Annotated in this window: 18 protein-coding genes; 3 read left to right on the top strand and 15 right to left on the bottom strand. The window is 25.5% G+C overall.

From position 1 onward, the window contains the following. Positions 1–2 precede the first annotated feature (2 nt). Together EGN60_RS00905 and EGN60_RS00900 are read left to right on the top strand one after the other, a co-directional pair. Complete coding sequence (locus tag EGN60_RS00905) at positions 3–848, top strand: DDE-type integrase/transposase/recombinase (protein WP_124724227.1); 846 nt, start codon at positions 3–5, stop codon at positions 846–848. Next, positions 841–1,152: a hypothetical protein gene (locus EGN60_RS00900; RefSeq protein WP_124724226.1), complete on the top strand. Its 312-nt coding sequence runs from the start codon at positions 841–843 to the stop codon at positions 1,150–1,152. Before EGN60_RS00905 ends, EGN60_RS00900 begins: the two co-directional genes overlap by 8 nt. Before the next feature lie 23 nt (positions 1,153–1,175). Here EGN60_RS00900 and EGN60_RS00895 read toward each other — a convergent pair whose 3' ends face one another. The 10 genes from EGN60_RS00895 to EGN60_RS00850 all read right to left on the bottom strand — a co-directional run bounded on the left by EGN60_RS00895 (position 1,176) and on the right by EGN60_RS00850 (position 13,878). After that, positions 1,176–5,501 (bottom strand): PolC-type DNA polymerase III, encoded by a 4,326-nt coding sequence (locus tag EGN60_RS00895; RefSeq protein WP_124724225.1) that lies wholly within the window; start codon positions 5,499–5,501, stop codon positions 1,176–1,178. Between the two features lie 9 nt (positions 5,502–5,510). Further along, on the bottom strand, positions 5,511–6,470 hold the full coding sequence (locus tag EGN60_RS00890; RefSeq protein WP_124724224.1) for a phosphatidate cytidylyltransferase: 960 nt from the start codon (positions 6,468–6,470) through the stop codon (positions 5,511–5,513). A gap of 64 nt (positions 6,471–6,534) precedes the next feature. Further along, positions 6,535–7,059 (bottom strand): ribosome-recycling factor, encoded by a 525-nt coding sequence (locus tag EGN60_RS00885; protein WP_334198908.1) that lies wholly within the window; start codon positions 7,057–7,059, stop codon positions 6,535–6,537. Next, complete coding sequence (gene pyrH, locus EGN60_RS00880) at positions 7,059–7,793, bottom strand: UMP kinase (protein WP_124724223.1); 735 nt, start codon at positions 7,791–7,793, stop codon at positions 7,059–7,061. Before pyrH ends, EGN60_RS00885 begins: the two co-directional genes overlap by 1 nt. Before the next feature lie 55 nt (positions 7,794–7,848). Then, positions 7,849–8,637, bottom strand: coding sequence for a variable surface lipoprotein (locus EGN60_RS00875; RefSeq protein ID WP_124724222.1), 789 nt, complete (start codon positions 8,635–8,637; stop codon positions 7,849–7,851). Continuing rightward, a complete protein-coding gene (locus tag EGN60_RS00870) occupies positions 8,638–8,868 on the bottom strand; it encodes a sigma factor-like helix-turn-helix DNA-binding protein (RefSeq protein WP_124724221.1) in 231 nt (76 codons plus the stop codon). After that, positions 8,858–9,922 (bottom strand): signal recognition particle-docking protein FtsY, encoded by a 1,065-nt coding sequence (gene ftsY, locus EGN60_RS00865; protein ID WP_124724220.1) that lies wholly within the window; start codon positions 9,920–9,922, stop codon positions 8,858–8,860. Before ftsY ends, EGN60_RS00870 begins: the two co-directional genes overlap by 11 nt. A gap of 144 nt (positions 9,923–10,066) precedes the next feature. Next, the gene (gene rlmD, locus EGN60_RS00860; protein ID WP_124724219.1) at positions 10,067–11,371 is read right to left on the bottom strand and encodes a 23S rRNA (uracil(1939)-C(5))-methyltransferase RlmD; all 1,305 of its coding nucleotides are present in this window, start codon (positions 11,369–11,371) and stop codon (positions 10,067–10,069) included. Positions 11,372–11,373: 2 nt separating this feature from the next. Further along, positions 11,374–12,717: a tRNA uridine-5-carboxymethylaminomethyl(34) synthesis GTPase MnmE gene (mnmE, locus tag EGN60_RS00855; RefSeq protein WP_211324458.1), complete on the bottom strand. Its 1,344-nt coding sequence runs from the start codon at positions 12,715–12,717 to the stop codon at positions 11,374–11,376. A 138-nt stretch (positions 12,718–12,855) separates the two neighbouring features. Then, positions 12,856–13,878: a variable surface lipoprotein gene (locus tag EGN60_RS00850; protein ID WP_124724217.1), complete on the bottom strand. Its 1,023-nt coding sequence runs from the start codon at positions 13,876–13,878 to the stop codon at positions 12,856–12,858. A 404-nt stretch (positions 13,879–14,282) separates the two neighbouring features. Between EGN60_RS00850 and EGN60_RS00845 the strand changes: the two genes are divergently transcribed. After that, the gene (locus tag EGN60_RS00845; RefSeq protein ID WP_124724652.1) at positions 14,283–15,185 is read left to right on the top strand and encodes a nucleotidyltransferase; all 903 of its coding nucleotides are present in this window, start codon (positions 14,283–14,285) and stop codon (positions 15,183–15,185) included. A gap of 15 nt (positions 15,186–15,200) precedes the next feature. Here the strand turns inward: EGN60_RS00845 and EGN60_RS00840 are convergent, their stop codons facing one another. From EGN60_RS00840 to EGN60_RS00820, 5 genes are all read right to left on the bottom strand, one after another. Then, positions 15,201–15,647, bottom strand: coding sequence for a hypothetical protein (locus EGN60_RS00840; RefSeq protein WP_124724216.1), 447 nt, complete (start codon positions 15,645–15,647; stop codon positions 15,201–15,203). Beyond that, positions 15,605–15,868 (bottom strand): variable surface lipoprotein, encoded by a 264-nt coding sequence (locus EGN60_RS00835; protein ID WP_124724215.1) that lies wholly within the window; start codon positions 15,866–15,868, stop codon positions 15,605–15,607. Before EGN60_RS00835 ends, EGN60_RS00840 begins: the two co-directional genes overlap by 43 nt. Positions 15,869–15,929: 61 nt before the next feature. Then, positions 15,930–17,843 carry a M13 family metallopeptidase gene (locus tag EGN60_RS00830; protein ID WP_124724214.1) on the bottom strand — a complete coding sequence of 638 codons (1,914 nt, stop codon included), beginning with the start codon at positions 17,841–17,843 and terminating at the stop codon, positions 15,930–15,932. Positions 17,844–17,852: 9 nt separating this feature from the next. Then, positions 17,853–19,397: an MHO_4530 family protein gene (locus EGN60_RS00825; RefSeq protein ID WP_124724213.1), complete on the bottom strand. Its 1,545-nt coding sequence runs from the start codon at positions 19,395–19,397 to the stop codon at positions 17,853–17,855. Further along, positions 19,390–21,606 carry an ATP-dependent helicase gene (locus EGN60_RS00820; RefSeq protein WP_124724212.1) on the bottom strand — a complete coding sequence of 739 codons (2,217 nt, stop codon included), beginning with the start codon at positions 21,604–21,606 and terminating at the stop codon, positions 19,390–19,392. Before EGN60_RS00820 ends, EGN60_RS00825 begins: the two co-directional genes overlap by 8 nt. Between the last annotated feature and the right edge of the window lie 15 nt (positions 21,607–21,621).

The raw sequence follows: 21,621 nt of genomic DNA, 5'->3' as shown, positions 1-21,621 counted from the left end.
GAATGAAAATTCTAGTGGAAATCTTTAATATAAACAAAACTTCTATTTACTCTAACTATCTTAAAAAACAAAAAAAAGATTCTAAAGAAAAATATATTAAACAAGAAATTATTGATTGGATTTTAGCAGAAGCTGAAAAATCAGGATTAGTTATAGGTAGGGACAAACTCTATTATAAATATATAAGATCAACAAAAAAATATGTTTCTTCATATGTTTTTAGAATAAATTATGAAAAAAGTCAATATAAATCTTTGTCATATGTGCGTTCAAACAAATCAAGACCACCGAAAGAAGCTAAATACGATAAAATATGAACTGATGACTTTTTAAAAGGAGATTTTTCATCATCTTTTTTCGCTCAAACAATTCATGCGGATATTAAATATGTAAGAGTCAAAGAACAATGAAACTACTTACATGTTTTAACTGAAACATTTTCAAATTCAATTTTAAACTGAACATTGTCAAAAGAAAGAACCGCTGATTCAACTATTAAATTATTAGATGAAACCATTAAGAAATTTAAAATAAAACCTCAAATTTTTCATAGCGACCATGGTATAGAGTATGCAAATAATAAATTTAGCGACTTTTTAAAAACCAACAACATTAAACAATCTATGTCACCAAAAGGGAATTCATTAGCTAATAGACCTTCGGAATATTTGTTTTCAATTTTTCAAAGAGAATTATTCGATTTTTACGATACCAGTAAAATGAATTTATTAAATGTGTATAATATAGTTAACAAATTTGTGGTTTGATATAACTTAGATAGGCCACAATTGAATATGGAATATAAAACGCCATATGCTGTTAATCAACATATAGCGTTTTGTGTCTAAATTTTTTATCCTAATATATGTTTCATTTAAAACAGATATTTTATTTTATGTGTTTTTAACTTTTGCAGGCTTATTTGGTGTTTCAATTCTAACAATGTTATTATTTGCTTTACTCAAAAAACGCAAAAGCATTAATTGAATTTCAAATTTTTTATATAGTAATTACATTGCCTCAGGTTTATTTTTTATAGTTGGAATATCAGCATTAGCAGCTAATGGAATAAACCATGATTTAAATGAAAAGAATTTAAAAAATGTATTTGAAAATCAACTTAATGAACTAAAAGGACTAGAATTAAACTAGTCCTTTTATTTTTAATTAGAATTTTAAAATAAATTTGTTTGATCTGTTTCATCAAGATTATCAAGAATTGTTAATCTTCTAAGCTCTTTTAAAATTTTTGAGTTAACTTTTGTTCTTTCTGATAAATCTTCAATTGAACGAAAACCTTCTTGATTTCTTGCTTCAACAATTGTATCGGCAACAGCTTGACCAAGACCATCAACAACATTAAATGGAGCTATAAGAGCTTTATTTTCATAATCTATTATTCAACTATTAGCTAATGATTTTTCTAAATCAACTAGTTTGATTTTAAAACCTCTTGCATATAATTCTTCTGTAATTTCTAAAGTAGGAATCAAACCTTCTTCTTTAGTACTTAATTTATCATTTTTAGAATTTAATCTATTTCTTAATTCAATTAGTTTCTGAGTAACAGCTGCCTTACCTTTTGACATAACTTCTATATCAATTGAATCGGGTCTATTTGTGTAATATGAAGCATAAAAAGGAAGTGGATGATAAAGCTTATATCAAGCAATTCTTCAAGCCATAATTACATAAGCTGTAGCATGAGCTTTAGGAAACATGTACTTAATTTTTTTAAGAGAAGAGATATATCAAAGTGGAACATTTTTTTCTAAAAGCATATTTTCTTCTTGTTCACTTAAACCTTTACCTTTTCTTACTTTTTCCATTATTTTAAATGCTTCTAAATCATCGATATTGTAGTTTATTAACTCTCTCATTATGTCATCTCTACAGCAAACACAATCTTTTAATTCAAAGCCTTGTTTAACTAATTCTTCAGCATTATTTGCTCAAACATCAGTACCATGGCTTAATCCCGACATTAAAATAAGATCATTAAATGATTTAGGTTTAGCAACCTTCAACATTCTTCTTACAAAGTTTGTTCCAAATTCTGGAAGTCCATAAGCACCTGTAGTTTCATTACTAATATCTTCTGGTTTAATTTTTAAAGATTCAGTACTATAGAAAAGTTTCATTACATCTTCATCAAATTTAGGAATTTCTTTAACATTTGTATTTGTTAAATCTTCTAACATTCTAATAACTGTAGGATCATCATGCCCTAGTAAATCAAGTTTTAAAACGTTATCATGAATAGATTCAAAATCAAAATGCGTTGTTTTTCAAGTACTTTCAACATCATTTGCAGGGAAGTTTACAGGTGTAAAATCTTCAACATCAAATGTTTTAGGTATTATTATAATTCCACCAGGGTGTTGTCCCGTTGTTCTTTTAACACCAGCTGTTTTAGTTGCTAAAAATTCTAAAAACTCTTTACTTCAAGGCTCTTCTTTATTTAGTTGTTTTTCTTCTTCATATTTTTTACAAAAACCGAAAGCTGTTTTTTGAGCAACTGTTGAAATAGTTCCAGCTCTAAAAGTATGATTTTCACCAAATAATTCTTTTACATAATTATGAATTGTTGGTTGATATTGACCACTAAAATTTAAATCAATATCAGGAACTTTATCAGCATTAAAACCTAAAAATGTTTCAAAAGGAATGCTATGACCATCTTTTGATAATTTACTATTACATTTTGGACAATTTTTTTCAGGTAAATCTCAACCTGAAAAATATTTAGCGTTTTGATTTCATTCAAAATATTTACAATTTTCACATAAATAATGAGGGTCTAGTGGATTAACTTCAGAAATACCTGATAGATTAGCAACTATAGATGAACCAACAGAACCACGGCTACCTACTAAATAACCATCATCATTACTTCTTTTTACTAATTTATGACTTATTCAATAAATTGCTGAATATCCATATTTAATAATAGGAATTAATTCTTTTTCTATTCTTGAAACAATTAAAGGATCAGGATTGTCGCCATATTTTTTATGTAGTGTTTCATAAACTAATTCTCTAAGTTTAGTTGGAGAGTCATCAAATTCGGGAACATAAAGTTGATTTTTAATAACCTCAATATCTCCATCTATTTGGCTTGCAATATATTTTGGATTTTCTATTACAAGTTCTTTTATTAAATATATATCTTCTAAAAATTTAAATTCTCGAAGCATTTCTTGAGTATTAAGGTATTTAAAAGCTATTTCTTTATTTGATCTTTTCAATCAATGTCTTCCACCACCTAATGTTGGTTCATTAACATATATTTCATGAATCAATTGTTGAAAATCAAAAGTATATCTAGCATCTGAAACAGCTACACACAATTTATTTTTTCTTTTAGCTTTTTTAATTAAATCTTTATAAGCAAATTCTAAATCTTCGTAAGTTAAACTATCTCCTTCAAGAAGATATTCAAAACTTGAAATTGGTGGAAATTCAATATAGTCATAAAATTCTAATTCTTTTTCAATATTTTCATTAGACCCAAAAAAGACTTCATCTCATAATCTTGATTGATGTGTAGAAGAACCATAAAATAAATCAGAATCTTTTACTAACTCATCAAAATGTAATTTAGCACCTTGATTATAATCTTCTGTTAATCCTTTAGAAACTAACTTGAATAATTTTTTAAGTCCAGATTGATTTTTAGCTAAAACTCTTATTTCAAGTCCATGACGTTTTCCTAAAACACTTTCAGATTTCAAATCTCTTAACTCTTTAGCTGTGTGAATATTTTTTTCTAAAGCTAGTCTTGAAATCATTTTGATTCAAACATTTGCTAAAACGTTAGCATCATAATCGGCTCTGTGGGCTACCTCAGCTTCATAAACAACATTATGTCTTTTTGCAACTGAGCCAAGGTTATGTCTCATTTGATCACCATCTAAAATTTGAGATACTATCATGCTATCAAGACCAAAAATATTTTTAGTATCTAATCCTTGTTCTTCAAATTTTTGTTTACAAAAGTTAATATCAAATCCAGCATTGTGAGCAACTGATATTCTATTATTTAAAATATCATAGATTTTTTTAATACCTTCTTTAATTTCAAATCCATCTTTTAGAGTTTCATCATTAATTTTAGTTAATTCAATAGTTTTACTTTTTAGTGGTTTTGAAGCTTTAATAAAAAATTGAATTTTTTCTAATACTAAATTGTCTTTTAAAACTGTGGCACCAAATTCAATTATTTCACCAAATCTTGGACTCAATGCTGTTGTTTCAATATCAAATACAACATATTCTTGTGAACTTAAATCAAAATCTTTAAAGTTATAAAAAGCTCTATTATCTGAATCAACTGTGTTTATAGTTAGACCATAAATTGGTTTTATACCTTTATTTTTTTTCATTAAATTATAAAAGCCGGGAAAACTTTGAACATCATCTAAATCAGTAATAGCCATTGCTTCATGACCATAAAATTTTGCAGCTTCTAAATACTCTGCAGGACTTGAAATACCATCTTGAGTACTCATATTTGATCTTAAAGCTAACTCAATTCTTTTTTCAGGTTCTGTATCTTCATTTAATTTTTGATAGCCTTCTGTTTTAACATATCAATCTTTACCTGAAGCCATTATTACTCATTTATTATTAGTAAATTGATCTTCAACCAATCTACCGGTAACATAAATAGCATCACCAACTTTTAAATCAGCAACTTCTTCATCTTCATTATAAAATTTTTTAACAGTTCTAGCTTCTTTATAATCTGATATTTGAAGTGTTAGAATTTTTTTATTATTTCTAACTGATCTTAAATCTAAGCTAAAAATTTCCCCTTTTACATTAATTGCCATATTAGCATAATTTGCATTAGCTTCATCTAGAGGAATACTTACAAATTTATTTGTTGAAGATGATCTTTTATAATTATTGTTTTTATTGTTTGATTCTTCTAATTTTTCTTCTTTTAAAAATCTTTCATGAACTACTTGGGCTTTGTTAAGTAACTCATTTATATTTTGATTTTTTAAATCGGCAGAAGCTTCAACTCTCTTAAAAATTACTCTATAAAAACCATAGCCTATTATGTCTAAGGCTTTTTTAAATTCTTCTTGTTTTTGTTTAAAAAAATCAAAAACTTCATCAATTACTAAATTAACAATTAGTTCATCTTCAGTTAATTCAATATTGTTTGGATTAATGTGTTGAGCATATCTTTTAAAAACAGTCATGTTGGTATTAGCAACATAATTAAAGTAATCACAAATTGTTTTTTTATCTCTTAAAATAGTATCAATAGTTAAAACAAGTTGAGCATTTGGAACTTTTTCTTTTAAAGCATTAATAAATTTTTTATAAACTTGTATATCAATATGAGTATCAAAATTTAAATTAAAAAATAAATTGTTTTGATCATCTACTTCAACAGAAGTTAATCTCACTCCTTGAAAGTCTGAATAATTATATTTAATATTTATTTCTTCACAAAGTTTTTTAAAAGATTCATCTTCTACTCTCATATATCCTCATTAGTTAATTAATAAAATTATAGTAGCGCCTATTGTAACAAAAGAAACAGAGTCAAAACGATCCATTAGTCCGCCGTGTCCTGGAATTAGATTTGAAAAATCTTTTATTTCTAATGTTCTTTTCATTGCTGAAAAAACAAGATCACCAACAGTTGATAAAATTGGTAGCAAAATTACTGCTGTTATTATTTGTTTGTAATTAAAATAAAAAGTAAATTGAAAATTATTCGTTAGTTTTCCAATATACATTACTATAAAAACAAATAAAGCTCCACATAGGTAACCAATAATAGCACCTTCTCAAGTTTTTTTAGGGCTAATTTTTGGGGCAAATTTTCTTTTAAAAAGTTTATGTCCTAAAAACTTACCACCAAAATATGCAGCTGTATCAGTTACCATTGGAATTATAAAAACACAAAATAGTAAATAAATATTTGCAGCATTTAAAATAAATAAAACTTTTAAAAATATTGGAATTATAAAAGTTGCAAAAGCTGTTATAGACATTGCTGAACTAAAAAACTTTTTGTTTTTTTGACTTTTAAAAAATATAAAAAAGAAAGCTATGTTAACAATTCCTAAAACATAAAATTCAATGCTAGCAAATCTGCTATTTGAACCTAAAAAACCATCTTTATATATTGTTTTTAATAAATTATCGGTGGTTAAAGAAACTTTATCTGTGTCTCAAAAAATATTTGGATTCTGAGCACTTGTTAAATAAAACTGAGTTGGAAATATTCAAATAATGTTTGAAGTGAGTAATAATATTAAATTTGCTCATATAGGTAATCTATTGTGTTTAATAACTTCATAAAGAGCTCAATTACTAAAAACAATAAAAAAACCTAAACCAATAATTCTTCCTGATCTTTGACCAAAAAAAGTCAATAAAAAAAATGGAATTAGTATCGCATATAAAATAATTGCCGAACGGCCTCTTTGGATTATGTTTTTCATAACTTAAATTATATATAAAAAATAAGCGATTTGCTCGCTTATACAGTTAATAAATCTTTTTCTTTTACTTTACCAATTTCAGTCACTTTTTCGATGGCTTTATCAACTTCTTTTGAATACTATCTAAATAATTTTTTTGTAAATCTTCTGACAATTCTTCATCAGCTTTAATTAATTTATTTACATCTTGACGAGCTTGACGGACCCCAACTTTAGCTTGTTCAACTAGTGCTCCAAGTTGTTTTGTCATTTCTACTCTTTTTTCTGTTGTAATTTGAGGATATGTTAATCTTAATTGATGTCCTTCGTTAGCAATAGAAACATTTAATTTTTGATCTAAAATTGTTTTTTCAATAGTTTTAATAACACCCATATCATATGGTTTTACTAATAATTGTAAAGGGCTAGCTACTGAGATTGAAGCAATTTCTTCAAGAGAAATAATTGAATCATAATAATTAATTTTAATTTTATTAATTAAAGCAGGATTAGCACGACCTACAGCAATTTTAGTAATTTGGTTTTCAAAATTGTTTGTTGTTTTTTCCACTTCTTCGTGAAATTTTTGTAAGTAACTGTTCAGTTCCATTATTTAGACTCCTTAATTTCTTTAGTAATTATAGTGTTAGGAATTTGGTTATTAATAGCTCTTATTAAAGCGTCTTGCTCGTTAATATCAAATATAATTATATCAATATCGTTGGCTTTTGCCATTGAAGCTGCTGTAATATCTATAACAGCCAGTTCTCTTTCGATTAATTCATCGTATGTTATCTTATCAAATTTTTTAGCATTTTTATTAAATTTAGGGTCACTGTCATATACACCATCAACATTATTTTTACCCATTAAAATAGCATCAGCTCCAATTTCAGAAGCAAACAATGTTGAAGCAGTATCAGTTGTAAAAAATGGTCTTCCAGTACCACCAGCAAAAATTACAACTTCACCGTTTTTTAAATATTTTTTAGCTTTTTCATTAATATATGTTTCACAAATTTTTGAATCCATTGTTAAGCTTGATAAAACTCTACAATGAACATCATTACTTTCAAAACCAGATTGTAAAGCTAAAGCATTCATTGTGGTTGCTAACATACCAATATTATCTGCTCTAACTCTACCGATACCATTTTTTGCGGCGCTAGTTCCTCTTCAGAAATTACCACCACCAACAACTATTGCAACTTCAATATTTTGAGATGTTATTAATTTTAATTGTTTAGCAAATTTCTCAACTAATTCATAATCTATTGCTAAGTGTTTATCTTTATTAGCTAATCCTTCTCCAGACAGTTTTATTAAGACCCTTTTGTATGCCATGTTACCTCACTTTATGCGCTGGGCACGCTTATTTTGCTTATATAATTATAAACTATTATTTATTAACATTTATAAATTCACCACTGCTTAAGTAGTCATTTGCAAGCGCAAATGCTGTGGCTATTGTATCATCACTGACACCATATATTTTTCTAAATTTATTTATTGCTTCTGTTTTTTTAGCTTTTACTAAATTTATTATTTCTTCATTTTGCTCTAGGTTACCTTGTTTTTGAAATAACGCAAAAACAGTTTTAAAAACTTCAGTGTATTTATTAACTTCTTCTTCTGGCAGTTCACCTAATTTAGTTTTTATTCTATTAACAACAGCCTTACCTGTGGCAGATGTTTTAAATCATGGAATCAACCCTTCAACTGGAACTTGATCAGGATTTTGTTCAATTGCAAATATAAGTTCATTAAATGGTTGAGCTAATGTTAAGGCTGCATCAGTAACTAAATCCAAAACTCTTGAAACTGATTCAGCATTTGGTTCATATTCTTTTGCTTTTTCAGCTTTTAATTCACCTAAAACAGTGTCTAATGATTTTATTTCACCATTTAAAGGTTTAATAGTTATTTCTTTAGCAATATCGTTTTGCGATGCTTCAACTTCATTGTTTGGAGTATTATTATTTTCGTTATTACTTGTTACATTACTTGAATCGCTAGAAACACTAGTGTTTTCTTTATTGTCTTGTTTTGAAGTTTCATCAGTATTTGTGTTTTCTTTTTTATTAATTACCTCATCTTTTTTTGTGTCTTGACATGAAGCAGCAACTAAAGGAGTTGCTAAAAAAGCAGGTGTTAACAAAATTGATAGTAGTTTAAATTTCTTTAACATCTAGTTTCCTTTCATTTTTTCATTTATTTTGTCTAACTTATCTCTTCCTTTTGTTAAAGCATCATGAACACCACTTCTAGTCATTGCTAATTCTTCAGCAATTTCGGTTATTGAAAGGTCTTCAAAAAAATATAATTGTAAAACTTGTTTTTGACCTTTTGATAAAAAGTTTTCATATTTTTCAAATAGATCTAAGTAATGTTCTCTTTTGTCTAAATCATTATTCGCCATCTTCATTTAATCCTTTAGTTAGACCATAAATATATGAATATAAATCAAACTCTGCTAAATCATCAATTTTTTCTCCTAAACCAATGAATTTAACTGCTAGATTAATTTCATCTTTTATTGTAAAAATAATTCCACCTTTTGATGTTCCATCCATTTTAGTTAAAACAATACCTGTTAAAGGTGTAGCTTCAATAAAGGCTTTTGCTTGTAAAATACCATTTTGTCCAGTTGTCGCATCTAATACTAATAAACTTTCATGAGGAGCGCCAGGAATTTTTGATTCTAAAACACGATTTATTTTTGCTAATTCATTCATTAAATTTACTTTATTTTGTAATCTTCCAGCTGTATCAACAATTAAAACATCATATTTTTCTTGTTGAGCTTTATCAATAGCTCTATAAACGACTGCTGCTGGATCGGTTTCATTTTCTTGTGGTTTAACAATATCAGCTCCAACTCTATTAGCTCATATTTCAAGTTGCTCAACAGCGGCTGCTCTAAATGTATCTCCAGCTGCTATTAAAACTTTTTTACCTTCATTAATTAACATTTTAGATATTTTTGAAATTGATGTTGTTTTACCAGAACCATTCACTCCCACAACTAAAATAACATTTATTCTATTGTTTTCAACATTTAAAGTTGTATCTAAAATTGAATTATTAGCATAAATTGTAAATAGTTTGTCAGCAATAATTTCATTTATTAATTTAGGATCTTGTATATTTTCTTTTTTAACTTCATTTTTACATTCATCAATAATTATTGAAACTAGTTTCATTGAAATATCTGACATTATTAAAATTTCTTCAAGATCTTCAAAAAATTCTTCATCTATTTTATTGTGTTTATTTTGAAGTTGTTTAATACTTTCAGTAAAAGAATCACTAGATTTAGCCAAACCAGCAACATAGTTTCCAAGCTTGTTTTGTTTTTCTAATTCTTTTTTAATTTGCTTTTGTTCTTTTAGTGCAATTTTCTCTTGTTTTTTAGCAATTCTTTCTTCTTTAGTTCCAAAAAGTTTTTCTTTTAAATTATTTCAAAAGCCCATAGTTACCTCACAAATATTATTATTAATAATAACATAATAATGTTGAAATAAAAGAATCTTAAGAAAACAAAGAGAAAAAATTAGTATTTTAAATAATAAAAAAACCACTATTTTTAAAATAGTAGGCTTTATAATAAAATGATTTTATTTAAGTTTTAAAGAACAAATAGTTTCAATATGAGGTGTTTGTGGAAACATATCAATCGGTTTAATGTCCCCAATTTCATATCCTTTTTCTTCAAAATCTTTTAGATCTCTTATCATTGTATGTGGGTTACAACTTACATAAATTATTTGTTTGATTTTTAATTTTGAAACAATATCAATAATGCTTTTATTCATTCCCTCTCTTGGGGGATCAAAAATTATTAAATCAATAATATGTTTATTTTCAGAAAGCATCTTTTTAAAACATATTTCACTATCTTCATTAATAAATTCAATATTATTATATGCATTTAAATTTGCATTTATTTCAGTTGCTATAGATGCATTTTTATTTATTTCAACTGATATTAATTTTTTAGCTTTTTTTGCAGCATGAAGACCTATTGTTCCAACACCTGCATAAGCATCTAAAATTGTTAAATCTTTATTTTTTATTCTTTTTAAAACTTGATCATAAAGTTTTTCTGTTTGCTCATCATTAATTTGATAAAAAGCATCATAAGCTACTTTATAAATATTGTTTTTTGTTTTAAAAACTAAATCTTTAGCACCAAATAAAATTCTTGTTTCTTTTTCAGTTATTTGAATAAATGAAACTAAGTTTTTTATTTGTTCTAATTCAAGAATGATATTTTCAGGAAATACATAATCATTAGAGTGTTCAATAATTAATTGTAATTCTTTAGTAAATTTTGAATGTTTTAAAGTCATTTCAAAATTATCTAAGGCTATTGAAGCTTCATGTTTTGCAAATAATTTTTTAATTTTTAAAAATAAATTATCAATTTCTTTGTGAGCTAAATATAAATGTTCTTGCTCAACTAAATTATGACTTTTCTTTTCAAAAAAACCATAAATAAATTTATTTCTTTTTTTAATTACATTTAACTTAATTTTATTTCTATATCAAAATTCTTTTTTAGATTTAATAATATCAAGAACTTTTAAATTAGGTAAGTTTCTTAAAAACAATTTATTAACTATATCTTGTTTAAAAGCAACTTGATTTTCATAATCCATATTACTTAATAAAGCTGCACCACTTGCTAAAAGTTCAGGATATTCTGTTTCTTTTCTTAATTTTGATTTTTTAATTAATTTACAAACTTTTGCATAAACAATTTTTGAAGTTGCTTTTATTATTTGAATATCAGCTTCTTCATTTTCTAATAAATTTTCAACTAAAATTAATTTATCATAATCTCTATTGGTCCCATAACCTTCATAAGTTAATTCAGTTGCTATAAAGTTTTTAATAATATCATTCTTTTTATATTCCATAACTACTTCCCTAAACAAAATTTGCTAAACATATTGTCTAATAGTGCTTCGTTGTCATTTTCTTTATTTAAGATTTCTCTTATGTTTTGTCATACTTTTGTTAAATCTAAAATAACAACTTCAGGTCCAAATCCATTATTTAAACCATTAATTACTTCTTGTAAATTTAAACTTGCCTGTTTTAATAATCCAAGCTTTCTTGTATTATATAAAATCTCAGGATCATCTAAATCTATACTTAAGTATTTTTTTACTAAAGCGTTTTTAAGTTCTCATAAATATTGATTTTTTGCAGAAATACATACCTTATCTTTTGGGTATTCTTTTTCTGAAGACAATAAATCAACTTTATTCATTACTGGAATATATTGTTTATTTTTTGATAATTCTTCTATTATTTTGTCTTCTTGATTAATCTCATTATCTGGTGAAAAAAGATGTACAACAATCTTTGCTTGATTAATGGCTTCTTTAGATTTTTCGATTCCTATTGACTCAACTTCATCTTTAGTTTCTCTAATTCCTGCTGTATCAATTAATCTAAATAATATTCCATTAATAATATATTCACCTTCAACTAAATCTCTAGTTGTTCCTGGTATATTAGTTACAATTGCTTTATCTTTACCTAATAATGCATTTAAAAGAGATGATTTACCAGCATTAGGATTTCCCACTATAGCAACATCAATTCCTCTATATACATCATTTGCATTTTCTGATTTAGTTAAAATAACATCTAATTTTGATTTAAAGTTTGTAACTAATTTTAAAAGTTTATTGTGGTCCATTTGTTCAATGTCGTTATAATCTGAATAATCAATGTTAATTTCAACAATTGAAATAATGTTAGTTAATTCATTTTCTAAACTTTCAATTATACCCTTATCATATTCGTTAAATTGAGTAATAGCAATTTCAGCTTGTTTGTTTGTTTTAGCGTGAATTAAATTATTAATAGCTTCTGCTTTATCTAATGAAATCTTACCGTTTAAAAAAGCTCTTCTTGTAAATTCGCCTCTTTGAGCTAACCTTGCGCCATTAGCTAAAATTAAATTTAAAATTTTATTAGTTACAATTACGCCACCGTGAGCATTAATTTCAACAGTGTCTTCGCCTGTATAATTTTTATTTCCTATAAAAAAGTTAATTAAAACTTCATCAACAACTTTATTTGTTCTGTTGTCGATGATATTTCCATAAGTTATAGTTTTGTCACTACCTATTTTTCCTGTATATATTTTTTTAATTATATTAATTGCATCAGGTCCTGATATTCTAATAATTGAAATTGCTTGATTTATATTGCCTGATGAAATAGCTGCTATTGTATCATTTATTACCATAAGTAAATTATACTAGTTTAATTTTTTTACGTTAAAAATTGAAAAAAGTTATTGAATTTTTAAGTTTTTTTAGTCTTTTAATTAATTTAAAAATAAAATAAAAACCAATAGTTTAAAAAACTAAAGGTTCATATATTACTATTCTGTTTCTAAGCTTTTGTATTTATAACTAGCCGGAGCGTCTTTACCTATTAAATATTTATAAACTACTTTATATTTATCAATTATAGAACTTCTTTTTACTGTTGTACCATGTCCGTACGCCATTAAATCTGGAGTTGATTGCTCAGTTTTTCTTTTATAATTTTCAACAAAATCACCTAATAATTGAAATACTTCCATAGGTTCTTGGCCTTCTATTTTTTCAGCTGTTCTAGCATCTACCAATGCTTGTATTGCATCATTATTTGTATTTAAAACTTTGTAAATTTTATCAAATGAGTAATTGCCTTCTATTGTATATTTTCCACCTTTATTAAATAAAGTTTCTAGGTTTTTTTTCACTTCTTTATCCATTTTGTCATACCCTGTGTACATGGTTTTGAAATGTTTTAAACCATTTGCCTTATCCGATTTAATTAAAGCTAATTCAGCTTTTAACTTTTCAATAGCAGGTTTATCTTCTTTTAAAAGTGTGGCATCTGCTTCTTTAAATTTAATTAATGATTCTATTTTTGCACTATATAAAGTAATACCGTCTTCTAAATTATCATCACCAAATTCTTCTTTAAATTTCTTTTGTAATTCTGCATCTGATAAAGTTGAATTTGTGGAATCAGTACTTTCCGCAGCTGGTGCATCACCTTGAACTCTCGTATTACCTGCTTGATTTTCATTTGAAGCACCTTGTGAGCCTGTTTCTTTGCCTGAAGGTGTATTTGTAGCTTCTGGTTTATTTACGGGCTTAGAAGCCTCTTTTGACTCATTTGAACCAGAAGAACTTCCTTCTTTTGCTTTCTTTTCTATTTTTGTGCTAGGAGTTGCTACAATATCTCCTGCTGATCTTTTATTATCTTTTTCTTCTACAGTTCTACTGTTGTGATCTTCATTTGTAGAATCTATTTTTTTATTTTTAGTTTCTTTACACGCTATAGCAACTAAAGGAGTAGAAGCTAAAACTGTTAAAGAACTTAAAGTTAATAATATTTTGCTTTTTTTCATATATATTTAATCCTTTTATTATTTATAATATTCTATTTAATTATAACTTATATACAAATTGAATTTTTAGAAATTGATCTTGAAAGGGTTTTGTTTTGTTAAGTTTAAATATGTTTAGTTAAATAATAATCATAATATACAGTGTTTATATGTCTATAAGTTAAAAAATGCCTTAAATTAAGAATAAAATTGAAATAATATATTTGTTAGTAACATATTTAAATTGTCATTATTCTTGTCTAAAACTTTGGCTTTTAGTCCAAGAATAAGACTAATTATTATATAAAAAAATTTAAAAATTTTAAAAAACTAAGTTATTAACAAAATGTCTATAACTAATGTTAGTTCTCAAAACAATTTTATTTGTGTATTTTGTTATAATTTATGCAAAAAAAGAGGTGAAAATGAGAGTTGGTTTGATAGCGGAATTTAATCCGTTTCATAATGGGCATATTTATTTAATTAATAAAATTAAAGAATTATATCCTGGCTGTGAAATAATTGTCGCTTTATCATGCGATTATGTTCAAAGAGGTGAATTAGCTTGTGTGTCTTTTGAAAAAAGAAAACAAATAGCTTTAGAATACGGAGTTTCTGAAGTCTATGAACTTGATTTTTTAACCTCAACTCAAGCAGCTCACATTTTTGCTGAAGGTTCAATTAAACTTTTAAATACTAAAAAAATTGATGCACTAGTATTTGGTGTTTCAGATACTGATGATATAAATAAATATATTTATGCAGCAAACGCAATTAAAAATAATCTAGAAACTTATAATCAAAATTTAAAAAAAGTTTTAAAACAAGGTAAGTCATTTATTTCAGCTGCTTATGAATCTCTTGGTTTATTAATTGGCGAAGAAAATATACCTCAAGACATTTTGGGTTTAGAGTATACAAAATATATTGTTTTTAACAATTTAAATATTAAATTAAATTGTGTAAAAAGAACAGCTTCACATGGTTCTTTAGAAGTAAATAATCAATATGCATCAGCTACTAAAATAAGACAAATGATAGAAAATGGTGAAGATGTTTCAATGTATACACCAATGAAAATAGAATATCCTTTTTTAAAAATAGAAGATAAATATCCAGAATTTCAAGAGATTGTAAGAAGTTTAGATAATACAGAATTAGCTAAAATAAAGTTAATGTCTGAAGGTATGGAAAATTTATTTAAAAAACATATTGAAGCTAAAAACTATAATGATTTTGTTGAAGCATGCACTTCTAAAAGGTATTCTCACAGTAGGATTAAAAGAGTTATGTTATATACTCTTTTAAAAATAAAAGCTAGTGATTAATTATTCACTAGCTTTTTACATTAAATAATCTTGTAAATTAACATTTAATTTTTTTAATTCAGCAATAAAAGGTTGATATAAATCATTTATTTGTGTTTTATAAGCAAAATAAGTATCATCTCCCATTTGTAAACCAAAATCTAAATAGTGGGTGTGATAACTATGTTTTTCTATTTCTTGCATAAGTGAAACAAAGTCTTTAATTTTTTTATCATTAGGAAATTTCTTTTGAATTTTTTCTCACACTCTTATATTAAATAAAATTTGAATTAAAAGTTGTTCTGAATCTAGTTCTAAAGGACTTTTAGTAAACACTCCAAGAGTTCTTATTTCTTCGTTTAGTTGTCTAGTTAAATCATTTAACCTAGTTAATGAACTCAACATTTTTTGAAGTTGTCCTAAATCACTAGAAGAAGTAATTAAGTTTTGAGCATCTGAATAAACATTTTTGAATCTTTGCAAATTAGTTTTATCATAATGTTTTTTTCTAAATTATCTAAATTATCTTTAAAAGTAATTAATTGTCTATTTATTAATAGTTTGGTTGAATTAATAGAAGCGATATTTATTATATTGTTTTCAGCACTATTGTTTTGTGTTTTTTTAATTTCTTGTTTACATGAAATAGTTAAAAAAGGAATTGATAATGTGCTAATTGAAGTTAATAATATTTTTTTAAACATAGTGTGCTCCCGATTTATTTAATTATAGCAAACAAATAAAAAAAAGTGCACACGCACTTTTTTATCAAATTTTAACTCTCTTAGATGGGTCTAAATACATTTTATCTTTTTTAGATACTTTGAATGTTTTATAAAAGTCATCTGAGTTTTTAATTTGTACGTTTGTTCTTAATTTAGCAGGGGCATGAACGTCAGTTTCTAAAAGTAGTTTTTCTGTTTCAATACGGTATTTTGTTCTTCAAATTGTTGCAAAGTTTATATAGAATTTTCTTGCGCTAAAGTCTTCTTCAGTTTTAGCAGCTTCTAAAGCACAACTTAAACCACCGGCATCAGCAATGTTTTCTGAAACAGTTAATTTACCATTACATTTTCCAGCATCAACGTGTTCTGAGTCAAATAATTCAATCATTCCTTGAGCGCGTTTTTCAAATTGTTTTTTATCTTCTTCAGTTCATCAGTTAATCATGTTTCCATTTTCATCGAAGTTAGCACCATTATTATCAAAACCGTGAGAAATTTCGTGAGCTATAACTGCACCAATTCCACCGTAATTTTGTGATGATGTTTGTTTTTCTGAATAGAAAGGAGCTTGTAAAATTCCAGCAGGGAAGACAATTTTGTTTTGTGTTGGTGAGAAATAAGCGTTAACTATTGCTGGTGACATTGATCATAATTCTTTGTCAATTTTGGTTGCAAAACGATCTAAATATCATTTGTTTATTATTTTGTTAAATTCTAAATAGTTTTCAAATAAAGCATTTTCTTTGTCATATTCTTTAACAATTAAGTCTGAGTAATATGAATTAATTTTTTCAGGATATCCTATTTGAACACCCATTTTTGAAAGTTTTAAAATTGCTTTCTTACGTGTTTCTTCGCCCAATCAATCATTTTTTTCTAAACGAATTTGGTAAATGTTAATCATTTTTTTAATCATTGATTCAACTTTAACTTTGTTTTGAGGTCCGAAGTAAGTTAATCCATAGTATTTACCAAAAACCATTTTGTAAACACCGTCAGTAGTCATTCTAACAGCTAATTTGTTTTTTGGTTTTGTTTTTTTAACACCTGTAATAGATTTTCAAAATTCTTCTGATGTAACGATTGTTTTGTAATCTAAAACTTTTGCATAAGTTAAAATTGTTGAAATATACAACATTGCTTTATAGTTTTCAAAGTTTTCATCAATTATTAATTCTTCATAAGCTTTCAATAAATCTTTTGAAACTAAAACAACTTCATCAATTTTTTTGTTGTTAATCATTTCCTTAATAATTTTTTCTAAATTAAATTTAGTTACTTCTTTTATTGCTTCAGTAAAAGGAACTGGGTTATAAATATTGGTCATAACTGCATATTCTTCAGCTGATAATAATAATTTTGAAGCACTAACGTCTCATTTTAAAGCTTTAGAAATTAAAGATTTTGCTTCAGCTGCAGATTTTCCAAGTTTTTTTAATAATTTTGAAACCATTGAACTTCAAATGGCAAATAATTTGTCTTTTTTATCTTTATCTGAGTAGTAATTTTTTTCAGGTAAAATACATTTTGGATCACTAATGAAAAGCGCATATGTATCACTGTTTTTAAAATCAGCTTCTGTTGAAAAAATAATAGGAACTTGTAAATCACTGTAAAGTAATTCTAAATAGTTTTTGTTAATATCATCTCAAGATTTAAATGATTCAAGTCAGTTTAAAATTCTTGATAAAGGTTTTAAACCAGCCTCTTTTCTTGTTTCTCAATCTTGAACTAATTTATAGAATTTAACCATTTCAAGCATTTCTTTATTGTTTTCAATATCACTTGTGTCAGTTAATCATTTATTTAATAATTGAGATTTTAATTTTGTTAAAGTTTCATCAATATGTTCAAAACTTCCTATTGCATTTTTATTGTCGGGAATTTTGTGTTTTTCGATTCATTTACCGTTTACAGCAGCAAAGAAATCTTGTTTTAATAATTTTTTGTCCATTATATCTCCTTATTCTTCTATATAGTAAATATTTTTAGGATGTTTATTTAATATTTTACGATAGTTTTTGTAATCAAAGTTTTCAAAAACTATTTTTATACCAAGTGCATTAACTTTTTCAATTAATGTTTGAATAAATAAAATTATATCCGGTTTATTTAGTTGCTTAGATAATTCTTTTGAAATAAAAACAAAATTGATTCAAGGTTTTATTATTGAAATAATTCTGTCATCTATTTTGTTTATTTCTAAACCGAAAAGTAAGTTCTTTTCTTTAACTTTATTTTCTAAAACTTTTTTTTCAATTCTATTAATTGATTTAAAGATATTAAATCTTATATTGTTAATAAAAGATGGTGAGGTTTGTGCTATTTTATTAATAATTTTAAAATCTATGTAATTAAAAATATAGTCATCAATTGTATAAAAAGTTTTTTCTAAAGTATCTTCTGAAATCTTTTTATAAAATAAATTTTGAGCTTTTATATATAAATCCAAAGACGAAATTAAAGATTTATCTTCAATATTAAATTCTTCAAAAATGTCTTTTTTAAATAATAAAGTAATGTTAGTTTTGTTATTGTTTAAGGCTCTTAATTTAACAGATTTAGGTACATATTGAATTCTTGAATCCAATTCTTTTGTAACTTTCAAATATTTTTCTTTAAAGATCTTAAAGTTTTCTGTTTTTAAAATATCTTCAGCATAAATTATTTCTTCAGTGTTGTTTAAAAGCTTAATATAATCACAAAGAATCTCTAGATCTAAAATTTTGTAGTTATTTATATCCTTTTTTTCTAAATTAAAAATTGTGCTGAAAAATTTAAAATAGTTTTTAGAAGCTTTTGCAAAATAACTCAAAATTTTTCTTCTTTTTGCTAAATTAAATTGTTTGTATTTTAAAACAAAAAATAGTTTATTTAAATGAATATAAGCATCAACTCCGTGAATGTTTTTTAAAGCTGCGCCTTCTTTAAATAACTTAATAAAATTATCTATTTGATTAATGTTTTGTGTTTTTAAAATAAAACCAACAACTTCATAGTTTTCATTGATGTTTAACATTTGATCAATGTTTTCACCAAACTTATTAAAAACAATTTTTTCATTTAGTTTATGAGTATTTCAATAAAAGGTTCCTCAAACATCTGATTCATTGAAGTTTGTTATTTCAATTTTAGCATCAGCATAAAATTGGTTTTTGTTTCCTCATTGAAAACTTGTGTCAATGGTTTTTGTTTCTCTTTTGTTAATTAAGTAATGAAATTCTTTTTTGACTTCTTCGCTAAATAGATGTTCAAAATCATCTATTGAAATTCATTCACCTTTATCAAAACCATTAATTTTCAAAAAACTAGGGACATACTGAGTAACATTTTCAATTTCTTCAAACTTAATTCTTTTTTGTTTAGTGTCTACTTTGAAAACAAAAAAACCTGTTGATCTTTGAATAAATGTTAATCTTTTTTTAGTTGCATAAACTATTAATATTGTTAAAGTAACAAAAGTTGCTAAAACAAAAATTAATATAAAAGCAATAAAAATACTATTCATGCTCTTCTCACTTCATTATTGCAGCATGTCTTTTAAATAGTTTTCTGATTTTGTTATCTAAATCAAATTTAACTTCTAAAATATCATCGATAATATCTAAAATTATTCCTCTACCAAATGATTTGTGAGTAATGATATCTCCAATAATAAAATCATTTTTATTTTCAACTTCTTTAGCAATAGAAAAACTATTTGCTATTTTTATAGTTGAACTTTCTTTAATTCCAGCTTCTTTTAAAAATCTACTTTTCTTGTTTGTTGAGTTTCTACCTACTGAAAAAGATAAGAATAATTTTTTCTTGGCTCTAGTCATGGCGACATAGGCAATTCTTCTTTCTTCTTCTAATCCTTCTAGATTTTCTTTTAGTTGAGGATTTGTTAAGGTTGTCATAAAATCGTTTTTAGGGTCATTATAAATTGCTCTTTTTAAAGGAAAAATGTTTTCAGCCAAACCAGCTATAAAAACATAATCAAATTCTAATCCTTTTGCATTATGTACACTCATTAAAGAAACAAAACTCATAGCATCATCTTCAACATCTCTATCAGTGATTAAAGTTATTTCTTGTAAATATTCATCAATTGTACCATTAGGATTTTTTGAACTTCAGTCAGCAATTGCATCTAATAAGCTGTTGAAGTTATCCATTCTTGATTGATATTCTTCTTCTGATTTTTTAATTTCATCAAAATATTTAATTCCATTAATCATAAATTCTTTTAAAACCAAATTTATTGGATTAGTTTGAATAGCTTGTCTTGCTCATCTAATATGATTTATTAAATCTGCTAAGTTTTTTAAAGTTGGTAAAGAAATAAATAAGTTTTGTTGAATTTCATTAAATTGAGTTTCTAAACATTCAAATAAATTAGTGTCTCTACTGTGTGCAAAATCTAATAATTTTTCAACAGTAACTTCACCTATTTTTCTTGAAGGTTTATTAATAATTCTTAATAATGAAATTTCTGAACCATCATGAATAACTCTTAAATAAGCTAAAGCATCTTTAATTTCTTCTCTTTGATAAAACTTGATTGATCCAAATAATTTATAGATAGTATTTTCTTTAATTAAAGCTTCTTCTAAAGCTCTTGAATAACTATTAACACGATATAAAACGGCTATATTTTTTAGTTGCACACGATTTCTTTTTAGTTCAGAAATTTTAGAAGCTATTCATCTTGCTTCCGCTTCATCGTTAAAACCACAGAAAAATTCAATATCTTCACCTTCATCATTTAAAGTAAATAATTTTTTATCTAGTCTTAATTTATTATGAGCTATTAAATTATTTGATGCTTTAAGAATTTTTTTAGTTGAACGGTAGTTTTCTTCGAGTTTAATTGTTACAGCTTCAGGATAATCTTTTTCAAAATTTATGATTATATTAATATCAGCATTTCTTCATGAGTAAATAGTTTGATCAGGATCTCCAACAATTGTAAGATTTTTTGAGGTTGCAAGTTTTTGCATTATTTTATATTGCAAAATACTTGTATCTTGAAACTCGTCAATCAAAATATAACTAAATCTTTTAGCTCATTTATTTGCAATAGCTTCATATTTTGGGTCATAAAATAAACGATAAACAAATATTAATAAATCATCAAAATCAAGTGAACGTGAACGGTGCAAGTGTTTTTGATATTCTGTAAAAATTATTTGTTTTTTCTCAAACACTTCTTTTTCTTCGTTATTATTAAAACTATTTTCTTTTGCTAATTCAGCAGACTCTTCATCACTCAAAGCAAAGTGCTGATTTTTTTGATTTTGAATAAAAGATAAAATTGATGAATAAGTGTATTCTAAAGGTGAAATTTCTAGTTGTGAATAAATTAATTTTAAAATTTCTTTTTGATCTAATTCATCAAGAATTTGAAAATCATTTGAATAACCTAAATGATGTATTTCTCTTCTTAAAATTTTGGCACACATTGCATGAAAGGTAGAAATAGTAGGTAAATAATTAGGGTCTTCTGTTTCTATAATTGAATAAACTCTTTGTTTCATTTCATTAGCAGCTTTATTTGAAAAAGTTAAAGCTAAAATTTGATGGCCTTCAACATTTAGATTTTCCATCAAATATGCTATTTTATAAGTTAAAACTCTTGTTTTTCCAGAACCAGCTCCAGCTATTATTCTTAGTGGACCTTCGTTATAAATCACTGCACTTTTTTGTTGCTCATTTAATAAATTTAAATCAATCATATATAGAACCTTTCA

This window comes from Mycoplasma struthionis (assembly GCF_003855455.1).
Taxonomy (GTDB): Bacteria; Bacillota_I; Bacilli_A; order Mycoplasmatales; family Metamycoplasmataceae; genus Metamycoplasma; species Metamycoplasma struthionis.
This window is presented reverse-complemented; position numbering and strand designations above follow the sequence as displayed.